This is a genomic window from Ulvibacter sp. MAR_2010_11, from assembly GCF_002813135.1.
In the GTDB taxonomy this organism is placed as follows: Bacteria; Bacteroidota; Bacteroidia; order Flavobacteriales; family Flavobacteriaceae; genus Altibacter.
Genome location: NZ_PHTY01000001.1, coordinates 96,074 through 110,161, shown reverse-complemented (window position 1 = coordinate 110,161; position 14,088 = coordinate 96,074). Strand labels below are relative to the sequence as shown.

Here is a 14,088-nt window from a genome sequence, read left to right as displayed (position 1 = left end):
ATTATTTGCGGAATCAGACAATTGTCGCTGTATTACTTCAACTTCATCAACAAATAAGAAAACGTCAACGCATCAGATTTTGCCCTTTGTTCGCTGGTAGAACTCCCTGCATGACCACCTTCGGTATTTTCATAATAAAAAGTTTTATAACCCATATCATTCATTTTAGCAACCATCTTTCGGGCATGACCAGGATGCACTCTATCATCACGTGTAGAGGTAGTGAAGAATACTTCTGGATAGTCCATTCCTTTTTTAAGATTATGATAGGGTGAATATTTTTTTATGTACTCCCATTCTTCAGGGATATCAGGATCTCCGAATTCGCCCATCCAGCTGGCACCTGCCAAAAGTTTGTTATAGCGCTGCATGTCTAACAATGGCATTTGAGAAACTACTGCATTGTATAAATCTGGTCGTTGTGTAAAAGCCACCCCTACCAACAAACCGCCATTACTTCCTCCCATAATACCTAAATGCCTTGGTGTGGTTACTTTTTTAGTAATTAGATCTTCAGATACTGCGTATAAATCGTCAAAAACATTTTGTCGTTTTTCCTTTATTCCATCTTGATGCCATTTTGGACCAAATTCTCCACCACCACGGATATTAGCCAATACAAAAACACCGCCTTTTTCTAACCATGATACGCCAAATGATGCCCAGTAAAAAGGGGATAGGGAAATCTCAAAACCCCCATAAGCATATACTAATGTAGGGTTAGTTCCTTCATATTCAACATCTTTAGCAGCTACCATAAAATAAGGAACCATCGTGCCATCTTTTGATTTTGCTTTGTATTGTTTTACTTCATATTTACTAGCATCAAAAAATGCTGGTAATGATTTGTAGGCCTTAAACGTGTTGTTATTTGCATCAGCTGAATACAAAGTTGTTGGAGTTATAAAGTCTGTAAACTCAAAAAAATATTTATCTGAAATGTAATCGGTTCCTAAAATATAAATACTACCAAAATTAGGGGTGTTTACTTTTTTACTTGTCCAATTACCATTAGTGAATGAATAGATATACAAGTTGCCTGTAACATCTGTCAATAGGTTAACAAGTAATTTGTTTTTGGTTGTTGAAACCCCTTCAATACTCGAAAATGCATCAGGCCCCACAATCACTTTAATATCTTTCTTCCCTTTTAATAATTCGGTAAAATTGAGACTTAAAAGCGTACCAGTTTTATAGGTTTTTAAATTGACTGTCCAATCTGATTTTAATTGAATAATAAATTGATTATTTAAAATACCATTTGTGCTAGCATCATCCGGAATGTCTAGTTTTATGATTTCATTGTTCATCCAAACCAAGTTTTGGCGAGAGAATGTAGTTAAATCTCTGTAAACTAATATAAACGCTTCTGAGCCATCACGTAAAATACCTCCCCATGTACTTACATCGGAAGTTTCCCCCTCATAAATAAGCTGTGCATTTTTTAACGAAGTACCTCGTTTCCATAATTTTACTTGTCTTGGATAACCCGAAGTAGTCATGGTGCCTTCTCCAAAATCCGAATCAACAATCAGCGTATTTTCATCTACATAACTGGCAGAACCCTTTGATTCCTCTATTGAAAATCCATTTGTTAAAAATTGCTTTGTATTCACATCAAATTCTTTGACTACTACGGCATCGCCACCACCATTTGACAAATGAACTAAAAAACGATTATAATCAGGATATAAACCCTCGCTACCTTTAAAAACCCACTTTATATTATCGGTTTCTGAAAGTTTATCTATATCAAGTAAGGTTTCCCAAACAGGCTCTCCACTTGTATAATCTTCAAGTGGAGACCTTCTCCAAATACCTCTTACATGGTCTTTATCTTGCCAGAAATTATAAGCGTAGTTTCCACGAATAGATGGATATGCAATATTTTCATTAGAATTATAGATAGCTAAATTTTTATCATAAATATTTTGATAGTCTTTCTCGGCATTTAGGTCTTCAAAAGAGGTTTTGTTTTGGGTGTTTACAAACTCCAATGCTTTTTCACCTTCAACCTCTTCAAGCCATAAGTATTTGTCTTCCTGCGCTTGAATGATGTGGTTAATTCCTATTAGCGCGATGAGTACTAAAATGTATTTTTTCATGGTTAGTTGGTTTTATAGAATGTCACTATTTTTTATCTATCTGTAATTTTATTTTAATTACTGCTAACGCTCGCAGCTATGGCCCTTCGACACGCTCAGGACAGGTCGGTGCGCCTGCGGCAGCCTCGGCAGGGAGCTGTCTTTCAGACAGCGTGTAAGCGTCCCGCCCGAACGTTCCCCGCCAGAATAAACTGTCGGGCTGGCATCCGGTACGGGCGGGCAATGGCAAAGCCGTATTCGTATTTTTGGGTTTTATAAATGTATGCTTTTTGTATGACATTTCATTCTAGTATTCATCTAACCGCTGAATAGTTAGCCTGTGTTGTGCTTTCGTTATTATTTACTTTTCAATTCTATCTCAATGTATTTAATTAAATCATTGCTCGTTTTTAGCAATTCTTTGTTATTTTCCAACATTTGTTTATTAGTTGAGGCACTCCATCCTGCACTTTGCTTTAATACTCTATATGCTGGTGAGTCAGTATCACTAAAAAACACTTTTGCGTAATCAAAAGGTTCTTCATCAACTTTCCAAAACCAAAAATCGGTTAAACCTGGACCGTAAAATACAGCTCTAAATTCTCTTCTACTTTCTTGATTTTGATATATACTTTTGTCAAGAAATTGGTAATATTCGATAATATCATCAACCAATTTTTCATTAGATAAAGCATAAATCCTACCAGAATTTAGCATTTCCTCATAAGTTGTTTTTCTGGGATTAATATCTCTAATATAAGCTCCATAATAATTCATTACTTCTTTTATTTCATTATCTGACAATGATTTTTTGAATATAATGATTTTAGCATTGGTCAAATAAACATCTTGTTTCTTATAAATTTCAATATTTTCCAAATACCGTTTATTGTCACTTTTTAAGTCTTGAATAAGTTTTTGCAATGTCGCCGTTTCTTCTGATTGAATTCGTTTTTCATTGTTCCAATCATTTATGGCTAGAGCAATTAAAATTCCAATAACAACAAGTATTATTTCTCCAATTGCATAAAGCAGATATTTACTGAATTTATTTTCAGTCAATAAATTTTGTCGGATTTTCCGGAAGAATTTTATCATTAGAGGTTAGTTTCTCTAAAGATATGATTTTAATTGAATTAGGTATGTCAAATAATGAAGCACAACGGTTAAGGCTAACATTTGCTTCGCCAGTTCGCTTCGCTCGTGTCGGCGGGGATGCTACTTTTGTGAGTGTGCTTCAGAAGCAGCTGTCACCCTGAGTGATCTTCGAAGAGGATTGTATCGAAGGGAGCTTCGTGCGACTCGGATGGACGAACAAAAGTAGTTTCGCTTATTTGTCGGAACCTCTTTGGTTTTTTAAATGTAATAATTTCTATTCAGTTAATCATCTACAGCTGAATAGTTAGCCTGTGTTAGCGGTAGTTTTTTCTTAAAGTACCCGCACGCCTTTTATTTGTTATTCCTGTAGATATCAATAAAAACAAAAGGACAATGAAACTTACAAAAAAAGCAATTGCTTGGTTAAGTGACCCTACAAAGTCAGTAAGTGGTTTAATAAATTCGAGCTTAATCAGGAGCGTAGTAATATAGTCGTTAATAATAAATACTGAACTGGATGCCAATATTGGCCATCCATCTCTTCTATCCTTTAAGAAAAAAAGTAGGCCTACAAAGAAAGTAATATACATTCCATAACCGATTAGCTCGGGAGCGACGGCAAGCAGCAAAAAGAAAATACTTATACCCAGCATTAATACAACTGTACTAATGAGAAAGGCAGCATGAATTTTTCTTCTTTTTTTCAGAATAAATGCCAATAAAATTATCAGCCCTAATTCAATCGAACCTAATACATTTTGTACAATCATAAAGTCTCCTTCACCTGAAACGAACCCTTTGTGAGCCGAATGAATGGCTAATAGTACTGCTTGTGCAAAAAATAAAGGGCCAAAAAATAAAATGGAGAGTCCAACCCTCTTGTGTTTTTGGCTTTGTTTATTTCCAATTAGAGTGAGCTGATATAGCATTAAAAACAGCCAACTGAAATTCACTATTAAGTGGAATATTTGGTAGGGTTTAGGTTTTGCATCCGTTCCAAAGAAGATATTCCAAAAACCGGAAATTGTTAATATGATTGTAATAAATATGAGCAGGTATTCAAAAATATAATTTTTAAAATTTTTCATTTCTATTAGTATGGTGCATTAAAATTACTGCTAACGTTTAGTATATGAAAAGTAGGCAATTTAGAAGCAAAAAACTTTCGGTTAAGCACGAACTTCGATACGAGCCAAAAGCCTTGAATTTATTACTGTTTCGCCTATTTTTTATATACGGTGTTATGCCTAGTTATTCATTTTCGAAAACCTGGTTACCTCTATAAAATGTTTTTAACAATTTTGTTTTATGTATTTCCGTAGGGTCAATTGAAAACAGGTTTTTGTCCAACAAAATAAAATCAGCCCATTTCCCTATTTCTAATGATCCTGCCTCTTTTTCCTTAAACTGGGCATAAGCACCCCCAATTGTATATGCTGCTATTGTTTCGGATAAATCCAAGCATTCATTTTCAGAGATGATTTGCTCATTATTTGAATCAATCTCTTTACGTGTTATGGCTTTTTGTATTGCTTCGAATGGATTTAATGTAGTTATAGGATAATCACTTCCAACTGAAAGTAGGACACCTTGGTTCGAAAATGATTTAAATGGATGCATTTGTTGAACTCTGTTTTTACCAATTATAGAAGGTAATAATTCTGTGTAATAAGTTGAATTATCCATCCACCAGAGTTGCATATTAGCAATAACGCCTAGTTTTCGGAATCTTGGAATATCGTCTGGGTGAGGCAGGTTGGCATGTGCTATTTGATGTCTTCCAAAGTTATTTCCATTCACATGTATCGCATATTCAATTCCGTCTAACGATGCTCTTATAGCCCTGTCCCCGGTAGAATGAAAATGCAGTTGAAAACCCGCTGAATCAAGTTTTTGTATGATAATGTTTAATTGAAGAGAATCATACAACAATGTTCCCCTTTCCACTGAATTTAAATAAGGTTCTAACACGGCTGCAGTTTGAGATTCTAACGTGCCATCAATGAATAACTTTACGGTTTTAGTCTTTATATTTTTAGACTGATATTTCTTACTTAATGATAATAAGTCTGATAGTCTTTCATCCAATGAAAGATTGCTATTAGTTATCAGATAAGGCAATCCAAAGGAGACATTGAAAGATTTTATCAACCCCAGTGAATCTGCAGAATGATAGAGCTTCAATAGATTAACGTCAAAAGATGAGGGATCCTGAACACTGACAATACCGTTTTCAGCCAACACTTCTGCCACCCGTGAAAATGTATATTTTATATCAGCTTCCAGATAATTTGGCCTCGGAGCTATATGTGTAACTAACTCCCTAGCATCCTCTTTTAGCCATCCAGTAGGTTCACCAGTAATTTTATCTTTTACAATCCAGTCAACATGGTCTTTGTAAATAGTTTCTTTATTAATATTAGCTAATTGCAATGCTCTTGAATTAACCCATATATTGTGATAACCAATGTCAAAAAAGAAAGCCGGTTTATCAGGAATGAGTGAATCGAGCAAGCTCTTATTTGGTCCCATCTCTCCAAACAGTTCTGGATAATAACCTGCTCCTGTTATCCATGTATTCTTTTTTTGTTTGATTACGCCATCCTGAATCTTCCTTATTGTTCCTTCAAGAGAATTTGATTGTATTTTACAATATAGCTCTTCATCCAACACTGCCTGTAATATGTGGCAATGCAAATCATAAAGTGCAGGCATTATAAACTTACCTTCACCATCTATTATTTTAGTAAGCTCTGTTTGATATTTTTTTGCTTCCAGAAGTGAGCCTACATAGATAATTTTCCCATCTTTTATTGCCATTGCTTCTGCCCAGCTTTTTGCAGCATCTACAGTATAAATTTCAGCATTCACAATTAATATATCTGCAGAAGTTCCAACACTTTTTACAGCTTGTCCATATGCAGTCCCCGAAATAAATAGAGCTATAAAAATAAATTTTACTTTCATCGTAATTAATTATGGGGTCGTTTTAATTGGGCATAACGTGTTTGTGTATGATTAGTGGTGTGTTTAAGCACCTAATTTAGCAAATAAATACCAGATAGAAACTCCGCGAGGATTTTCGTAAGTAGGCGAGAACTAGCATTAAATTATATAAGGTGTTGTGCATAAGTTTTGGCCGATAATATTTTTTCCATTTCCACTTCGGGATAGTCCACTCCATATATTGATAAAGTTACATTTTCCTTAATTTTGTATCCTCTTTTCTTATAAAATTCGATTGCAGATGGAGTAGATGTTAGTTTTAACTTTTTTATGTTATTACATAAAGCATATTTTTCTAAATAATCTAATAATTTTGTCCCTATGCCAATATTTCTAATAGAATAATTCACATAAAATCCGAGTATAAAATTCTCTTTTAAGGCTATCGTTCCAATTGTTTTATTGTCCTCGATAGCACAAAAAATTAGTCTGTCGTTCAATTGTTTTTTTATTTCAGACTTTGCATTGTATTTTTTCCAAGCGACTATTTGCTCAGGAGAATAATTATTTGGGTTATAATCCGTTACTTTTTGAATTAGGTCGCTAATTTCATCTATATCTTTATTAACTGCTTTTCTGATTATCATAATTTAGCAATGTATTTTTTTACTTATGCACAACATTTTACTTGTATGGTTCGTGTCATACAGCACTAAGATAGCAAAAAGGGATCTACATAAGAGAATTTCGACAGAATTTCGTGTATGGACTTTAAACGTCCAAGGTATGCGCTGTACGAGGTGTTGGCTAGCGTAATGGATTCTAAAAATTACAATTATTATAGGATGTGACAAACTTTACCTATTGCAAGTGAGTACCACATAAAAAGTAGAAATAAAATTATTTTTAAAAATAAAAGGTATTACGAAACCAAGCTATTACTTCAGGTATGTGCTTGTTTGAGGAAAACAAATTAAAGCTAGAAAGAGGTAGATTAACCCTAGAACCGGGTGAACCGAACGCAGATGTAGCGAACCTACAACGACCTTTGTTTAAGCTCAAAACAGCAATTTTTTATATACTATGTTGTAAGCCGTTATTTTAATTGTTCAATTGTTTGTTCATATATTCCGCAATTACTTTTTCGTTTGAATCTTTGCTGTTTGAAAGTGAATTGATTATATTTTTCCGTTCATTTTCTGATTTATTTTGGCTCAACTTTTCCTTAGCTTGGATTTCTGTTACATTTATTTCAAAAGCTACAATTCCGTTTGTCATTTTTGTTTTAAAATCTTGCGGTAATTTATTCCATTGTTGTTTATATTCAACTTCATAATTTTCAATTGTACTTTCAAGTAATTGATTTACTTTTTCATGCTCGTTAATGATTTTCCCTTGTCCGTAAGTGTGTACTGAAATATAATTCCAAGTAGGCACATTTAATTCTTTATCATAATTTTTTGGGGAAATGTATGCGTGAGGTTCGCAGAAAATAACTAAAATATTACATTTCTCAATATCTTTCCATTGTTCGTTTGCTTTGGCGAAGTGAGAGGTTAAAATAATGGAGTCATTGTATTCAGAAATTAGAAAGGGCAAATGAGTCGCAACTGGCAGATTGTTTTTAGTGGTGATTATTGTCCCAAAACTAAATCGCTTTAAAAAGTCAATTATTTGATTCTTATCTGTCTGTATGTTGTTTTTCGGAATGTACATATTTTGCTCTGAGGTTTTTTTTAATGGCTTACGATCTCGTATAAAAACCGTTGCGTAGTTTGGCAACTAATTTAGTAAACAAAAACGTGTCAGAGAAAATTGCTTCGCCAGTTCGCTCTGCTCGTGTCCGCAGGAATTTTCGAAAGTAAGCTTGCACTAGCAATTAATTATACACGTTGTTGTGCTTTCGTTAATAAAAATAACATTGGTTTATTCTATTTTTTCTAATATTTTATCAATTTCTCTTTTAGCATCCGTTAATTGATTTTGATACCAACGCATATGTACAAAATGGTGATACATGTTATCCAAGAGTTCCGAATGCTGCGAATCACTCATGTTTTCCTGAATTCCAACTCGTCGTTCATGGTTGTATCTTCTGCTTAGATAATCCCATCTGACATCACTGATTTTACCATTATCAATTAATCTTGCATAGGTTGTATTATAAAGTTTGATAAGTGAACCCGTAATATCTTTATCTTTATAGGAATTTATTTCATTCCCTGCAATAGCCGATTGAAAGGAACCAGAAATTGGATAAAATGTACGCTGGCTCGTAAAGTATATTTTAAATAACGAATCAATTGCAGTTACGTTCTCATTATCGAATTTTGGAAATTCCGAGTTTAAGAGATCAAATACATCAAGCTTTGGTTCCTGAAGTTGTATAACAAGATCAATATACTCTTTGTCCTTCTTCAAGTCAGTTTTAATTCCTTGTAGAAATTCCTTTTCGGCATAATTTTGCTTCCGATTTAGATTCCAATTATTAATACTCAAAGCAATCAAAATCCCAATAACAACAAGCACAATTTCGCCAATGGCGTACTTTAAATACTTTCCAGTCTTTCCTTCGGAAAGTAAGTTCTGTCTAATTTTCCGAAAGAATTTTATCATTAGAGGTTCGTTTCTTTAAAGATATGATATTAATTGAATTAGGTAGTTTCAATAATGAAACACAACGGTCTCGTATAACCGTCTGTTGGGGTTATACATTGTTGTGCCTGCCTGCCGGCAGGCAGGCTTTCGTTATTTATTAATCTAGTTCGTTGTTTAATAACTCCAAAATTTCAAGAATTCGATTACGTACCACTTGAGATTGTACGTTTGCAGCATAATTAACTGAAACAGCAACAGAGATAACTCCTTCAAGTTCCTTTTTATTTAAAATCTCACTTGATTTTAATGCTTTGCTTGATTTTGGTTTATAAAATGGATTTACATTAGTTCCCTCCAAGATCCATTTCAGATTTTGTTCGTCATTCCACCATTTATAAAATCCATCACGAAGTATTCCAAGATCACTGTACAAAGGAATAACTGATTCCCACATCTTTGTGAACCAGATTCTTTCAATTACTTGTATATCTAATACCTCAGTTGGCCAAGTAGTTAGTAATTGGTTCAATTTTTCATTCTTAATCAAAAGAATATTGCCAGAATTAATTAGGTTATTCTCTATAGGTTTAAATGCAGGACTACCAATCATTACGTTTAATTGAGAATTAAGACTATCTGTATCCACATCATTTGGTTCATCAATATATTGCAGTACTTTAGTGGCCGTTTCAATTATTCTTTTCCGATGATTAATTTTTTGTTCTAATTGTAAAAGATTGGCAATGTATTCATCTTTTAATTGTCTTAATATTTGTTGTTCTTTTATATTATCCTTTCTGATTTCATTCCAGTTATTTACTTGTAACGCAAGTAAAATACCGATCATTACAAGAACTATTTCACCAACGGCGTATTTCAAATACTTTCCAGTTTTATTTTTTTCCATAAGGTCGTAGCGAATTTTTCTGAAGAATTTTATCATTGTTTAGCGGTTTCTAATAATGAAGCTCAACGGCCCTGTATAGCCGTCATTTACGTTTGGCGGCTGGTTTGGCAGAACAAAATTTGCGGAGCAAATGTTGGAAGCAGCGCTCTACGCTGCGTGCGATTTAGCCGCAAGAGGAGTCGCCTCTGCGATTTTTCGGAACCTATTAATTTTATTTAAAAGTAGGAATATTAATTCAATTACTCATCGAGTAATTGCGGTTATACTGTGTTCTTCCTGCCTGCCGGCAGGCAGGCCTTCGTTATTCTTTAATTTCTTTTTCTAATAACTCTTTGATTTCTCTAATTAAATCTAAACCCAATTTTTGACGTATTAAAACAGATCTATTTTGAAATATTATATTTTCGGTTGTATTTTCAAACTCTATTAAGTCTAACAAATGTCTATTATCAATATCAAAACCGGATCTTGGAAGTGGATCATTTGTGAGGACTGAAATTGTCGCTACTTCATCAAGATTTAACCAACTTCCTCGCTTATGCATAATATCATAGAATTTATCTATTTGATCTTCCACATTTCTTTCTTTGTCTTTAATATTTATTAAAACAGAATTCCATGATGACAATCTATTCCTAAGGTTTGTGTTTTTAAGAATGTCTAATTTCCCAGAATTTAAAAGGTCATTCAAATACCCATTCTTTGGAAAATATACTGATAAAGCCGCTAGAGCATTAATTGCTCTATCGAACTCAATTTCTGTCTTAGGCCGTGGTTTATTGCCGGTATGATTTAAAATAGTAGTTTGTAATGCAATAGATTTTTCAGTTCTGGTTATAATACTATCTAGGGTAATATAATTATAGTCAAAATCCAACTTTAAATTTATTAAAGCCCGATGCTCTTCTTTATTCTGAACGCGTTGTTGATTCCAGTTATTGATTTGTAGCGCAAAGAGAATACCAATAACCACAAGTATAATTTCACCTAAAGCATACTTAAAATACTTTCCGGTTTTATTTTCCATGAGTAAGTTTTGGCGAATTTTTCTGAAGAATTTAATCATTAGAGGTTAGTTTTTCTAAAGATAGGCTAATAAATGAATTTGGGATTTTAGATAATGTACCACAACGCTCGCAGCTATGGCCCTTCGACATGCTCAGGACTTGTTGGTGATCCGTCCGGAAAGGGCGGGCAATGGCAAAGTCGCTATGGTTATTTTGCAGAAAGTTAAGATATTATTTTATAGTAGGAAATTTAATTCTAGGAACTTACATAGCACTGCAGCTATAGGTGATGTTGGCGGTTCGTTGTTTTAGTTTTTTCGTTTGTAATATAATTGTGTTAATCCTGTGTCAAATGTTTTTGCATTAACAAATTTAAGTGTTTGTTCTGGTCTTCCATCTTTAAATAGCCTTGTTCCATTGCCTAGCAATATTGGGATGATCGAAATAATAAACTCATCAATCAAGTCATTCTTTAAAAGTTCATTTATTATTTCTGCTCCGCCGTCGCAGTAAATATTTTTCCCATTTTCTGATTTTAGTTGTAAAACTAATTCAGTTAAATCTCCTGTGTAGAATTTTGTTTTACCAACTTTAGTTCTTGGTTTTCTTGTAATAACGTAGACATTTCTTTCTCCATTATCGTAGTGAGAAGATCCTATTTCTTTAACCACCCAATCATAAGTTCTTCTGCCTAGGATAATGGTATCTATAGTTTGGGTAAATTTTTCATATCCATAGTCTTCCCCTTCTTTTTCTACTAGTTTTAGAAAGCTTAGATCATCATTAGGTTTGGCAATGTACCCATCTAAACTTGTTGCAATGTAAATTATTAGTTTTCGCATTCTGTAATTAGTTGATTTTTTTAAAGTTTTCAATTCTAACGCTCGCAGCTATGGCCCTTCGACTTCGCTCAGGACAGGTCGGTGCGCCTGCGGCAGCCTTGGCAAGAACAACGGGCGGAGCCCGGTTGGAAGCGTCAGCGTGCGTTTCGGAGCAATGGCAAAGCCGCTTGGTTAATTTTTCGGTTAGCTAAAAATAGTCTTTTTTGTAAGAATCACAATACTATTAACCAACTTAGCACTGCAGCTATAGGTGATGTTGTGGTACGTTATTAGTAAGCTATTCTAGATGTCTCTATAAATGAAACATAATAATTCAATTCGCGCTCGATATTCTTTTTAATTTGATCAAATCGATTTTGCGCCTGTAATTCAGACTCTCCATGAATAGTCTTATTACTCTTAATTACAATTTTATCGTTAAGTATTTGTTTGTATAATTTTGATATTTGAACTGAATCTTTACCCGTATCAACTAATCTCGTATACTTTGATAATTCATTATTATCGAAAAAATAATTTTCATTTACCGTCTTAGATTTGTCATTGTATTTTTTGGATTTAGCGATAGTCAATATCACGGTGTCTTTATGAGTAACTGTTGAACTATAGTTTCCTATTTTTTTTCTAAAGAATAAAAACGTTTTTCGATAAATTGATCCATTCGCTATTGATTCTTGAGTATTATTTTTGGTAAATAAATCAGAAATGTTTTGAGTGATTTTGAAATTTTCCAATATTTCAATTTCTCGGTTTTGAGAAAAACTATTTATGCTTAATAGCAAGCAAATTATAATGCTGTATCGAATTTTCAATTTTGATTTTTTAATGTACCACAACGCTCGCAGCTATGGCCCTTCGACTTCGCTCAGGACAGGTCGGTGCGCCTGCGGCAGCCTCGGCTAGAGAAACGGGCGAAGCCCGGTTGGAAGCGTCAGCGTGCGTTTCGGAGCAATGGCAAAGCCGCTTGGTTTATTTTTCGGTTAAATAAAAATAGTCTTTTTTGTAAGAATCGCAATACTATTTACCAGTTAGCACTGCAGTTATAGGTGATGTTATATGCTGGCCGTTTATTTCGGCTTAATAAATCCAAACACTTGAAGAAACAAAAGAATTCCGAAAGTGATTCCGCAAATAGTCAAAATAGTGATTGGAATAGTCAGATTTGGGATATTTTGTTGGTCTGGAGCGAGTTTATAGTGTAAACAGTAAAAAGTACAAATAATGAATCCCACAAAGCTTAAAAAAGTCAGTAAGAGGACAATGTTCTTTTTCATTTTAAAGTTGCTAGCATATAACGGTCGCAGCTATGGCCCTTCGACTTCGCTCAGGACAGGTCGGTGCGCCTGCGGCAGCTTCGGCTAGAGAAACGGGCGGAGCCCGGTTGGAAGCATCAGCGTGCGATTCAGCAGCGTTGGATGCGCCGTTTTTTTAAATTTTTCGGAAGTTAAGATAGTTAATTTGTGGGAAAGCCAATCAATTTACTCAACTGTAGCAATTACTTATAGCCGTTGTTGCCAGCAGTTATTTTTATTCATATATCGTCTAAAAACTTAAAAATCTTTTTGTATGAGTCATTTAATTCAGTTTCGTTTGGACTATGCAAACCATCAGGATTATAATCTACAAAATCTTTTTCGTCGTTGAGTAGTTCAACGAATTCTACGAATGTTTCAGGGGGAATTTGGTCGTCTTTTCCTCCGTGCCAAATAAATATTGGTGGGTCATTTTTGTCGAGATATGTTATTGGTTCGTAAACTGCTATTTTTTCTTTTGATTCATAACTTTCCGATGGGAAAAGGGCATTACCAGCTTTACTAAATAATTCATAATCATGGTCAACAAAAATCTTTTCCACAATGTCCAATCCATCAACAGGTCCAGAAAAGTTGATTACTCCAGTTATTTTTATTCCGCTATTTAGTTTATTTGGATATTCAGAGTTGTTTTGAGATACACCAACATTAGTTGCAATTTGAGCTCCAGCGGAAAAACCTGTCACAATAATGTTATTCAAGTTCAAACCGTAGTCGTTATTGTTTGCTTTCAGAAAATTTAAAGCGTTCGTTAAATCCGTAGTTGCCATTGGAATTCCTCTTTTTAATCGGTAATTCATATTTATAACATTTAACCCTTTTTTTAAATAAGGCTCGATGTATCTTTCTTCTTCTCTTTTGTCGCTTAAATAATAGGCTCCTCCGTGTAGGAAAACAATTGTGTAATTATTCTTTCCATAGGATTTTGCTTCTTTGGAAAGATAGATGTCCATATTCTGTTCGGAATCAGTTCCATACGCTACATCTTTTTCTATTTGGTAGGTAGCCGAAATTTGTTCCGCTGTTTTATCTGGAACCGAAGTCAAATCTTTCGAACAAGATGTAAGCATCAGTAAAGAAATGATGGTCAAGAGTACAGCTGTTTTTTTCATTTAGTCCGGTTTTTTTTAATTGCTGGCAACGCTCGCAGCTATGGCCCTTCGACTTCGCTCAGGACAGGTCGGTGCGCCTGCGGCAGCCTCGGCTAGAGAAACGGGCGGAGCCCGGTTCGAAGCGCCAGCGTGCGTTTCGGAGCACTGGCGAAGCCGCTTTGGTTATTTTTCAGAAAGTTAA

The 14,088-nt window shown here is 34.4% G+C and carries 12 protein-coding genes; all 12 read right to left on the bottom strand.

Features of this window, described 5'->3' with window-relative positions; translation table 11 throughout:
• Positions 1–32: 32 nt before the first annotated feature.
• The 12 genes from ATE92_RS00500 to ATE92_RS00440 all read right to left on the bottom strand — a co-directional run bounded on the left by ATE92_RS00500 (position 33) and on the right by ATE92_RS00440 (position 13,907).
• Entirely contained in the window at positions 33–2,105 is a 2,073-nt protein-coding gene (locus ATE92_RS00500; protein WP_100801838.1) for a prolyl oligopeptidase family protein, read from the bottom strand.
• Between the two features lie 336 nt (positions 2,106–2,441).
• Positions 2,442–3,182 (bottom strand): DUF6090 family protein, encoded by a 741-nt coding sequence (locus ATE92_RS00495; RefSeq protein ID WP_100801837.1) that lies wholly within the window; start codon positions 3,180–3,182, stop codon positions 2,442–2,444.
• A gap of 314 nt (positions 3,183–3,496) precedes the next feature.
• Positions 3,497–4,270 (bottom strand): hypothetical protein, encoded by a 774-nt coding sequence (locus ATE92_RS00490; RefSeq protein WP_100801836.1) that lies wholly within the window; start codon positions 4,268–4,270, stop codon positions 3,497–3,499.
• Positions 4,271–4,433: 163 nt separating this feature from the next.
• Complete coding sequence (locus tag ATE92_RS00485; protein ID WP_100801835.1) at positions 4,434–6,149, bottom strand: amidohydrolase; 1,716 nt, start codon at positions 6,147–6,149, stop codon at positions 4,434–4,436.
• Positions 6,150–6,292: 143 nt separating this feature from the next.
• Positions 6,293–6,775, bottom strand: a complete 483-nt coding sequence (locus ATE92_RS00480) for a GNAT family N-acetyltransferase (RefSeq protein WP_100801834.1) — start codon at positions 6,773–6,775, stop codon at positions 6,293–6,295.
• 454 nt (positions 6,776–7,229) lie between these two features.
• On the bottom strand, positions 7,230–7,910 hold the full coding sequence (locus ATE92_RS00475; RefSeq protein WP_232729084.1) for an FMN-binding negative transcriptional regulator: 681 nt from the start codon (positions 7,908–7,910) through the stop codon (positions 7,230–7,232).
• A 144-nt stretch (positions 7,911–8,054) separates the two neighbouring features.
• A complete protein-coding gene (locus tag ATE92_RS00470) occupies positions 8,055–8,744 on the bottom strand; it encodes a DUF6090 family protein (protein WP_100801833.1) in 690 nt (229 codons plus the stop codon).
• 139 nt (positions 8,745–8,883) lie between these two features.
• On the bottom strand, positions 8,884–9,633 hold the full coding sequence (locus ATE92_RS00465) for a DUF6090 family protein (protein WP_157809513.1): 750 nt from the start codon (positions 9,631–9,633) through the stop codon (positions 8,884–8,886).
• A gap of 301 nt (positions 9,634–9,934) precedes the next feature.
• Positions 9,935–10,660, bottom strand: coding sequence for a DUF6090 family protein (locus ATE92_RS00460; RefSeq protein ID WP_198515579.1), 726 nt, complete (start codon positions 10,658–10,660; stop codon positions 9,935–9,937).
• Between the two features lie 288 nt (positions 10,661–10,948).
• On the bottom strand, positions 10,949–11,482 hold the full coding sequence (locus tag ATE92_RS00455; RefSeq protein ID WP_100801830.1) for a dihydrofolate reductase family protein: 534 nt from the start codon (positions 11,480–11,482) through the stop codon (positions 10,949–10,951).
• 269 nt (positions 11,483–11,751) lie between these two features.
• Positions 11,752–12,216 carry a hypothetical protein gene (locus ATE92_RS00445; RefSeq protein WP_232729083.1) on the bottom strand — a complete coding sequence of 155 codons (465 nt, stop codon included), beginning with the start codon at positions 12,214–12,216 and terminating at the stop codon, positions 11,752–11,754.
• 797 nt (positions 12,217–13,013) lie between these two features.
• Positions 13,014–13,907, bottom strand: coding sequence for an alpha/beta hydrolase (locus ATE92_RS00440; protein WP_100801827.1), 894 nt, complete (start codon positions 13,905–13,907; stop codon positions 13,014–13,016).
• Positions 13,908–14,088: the final 181 nt, after the last annotated feature.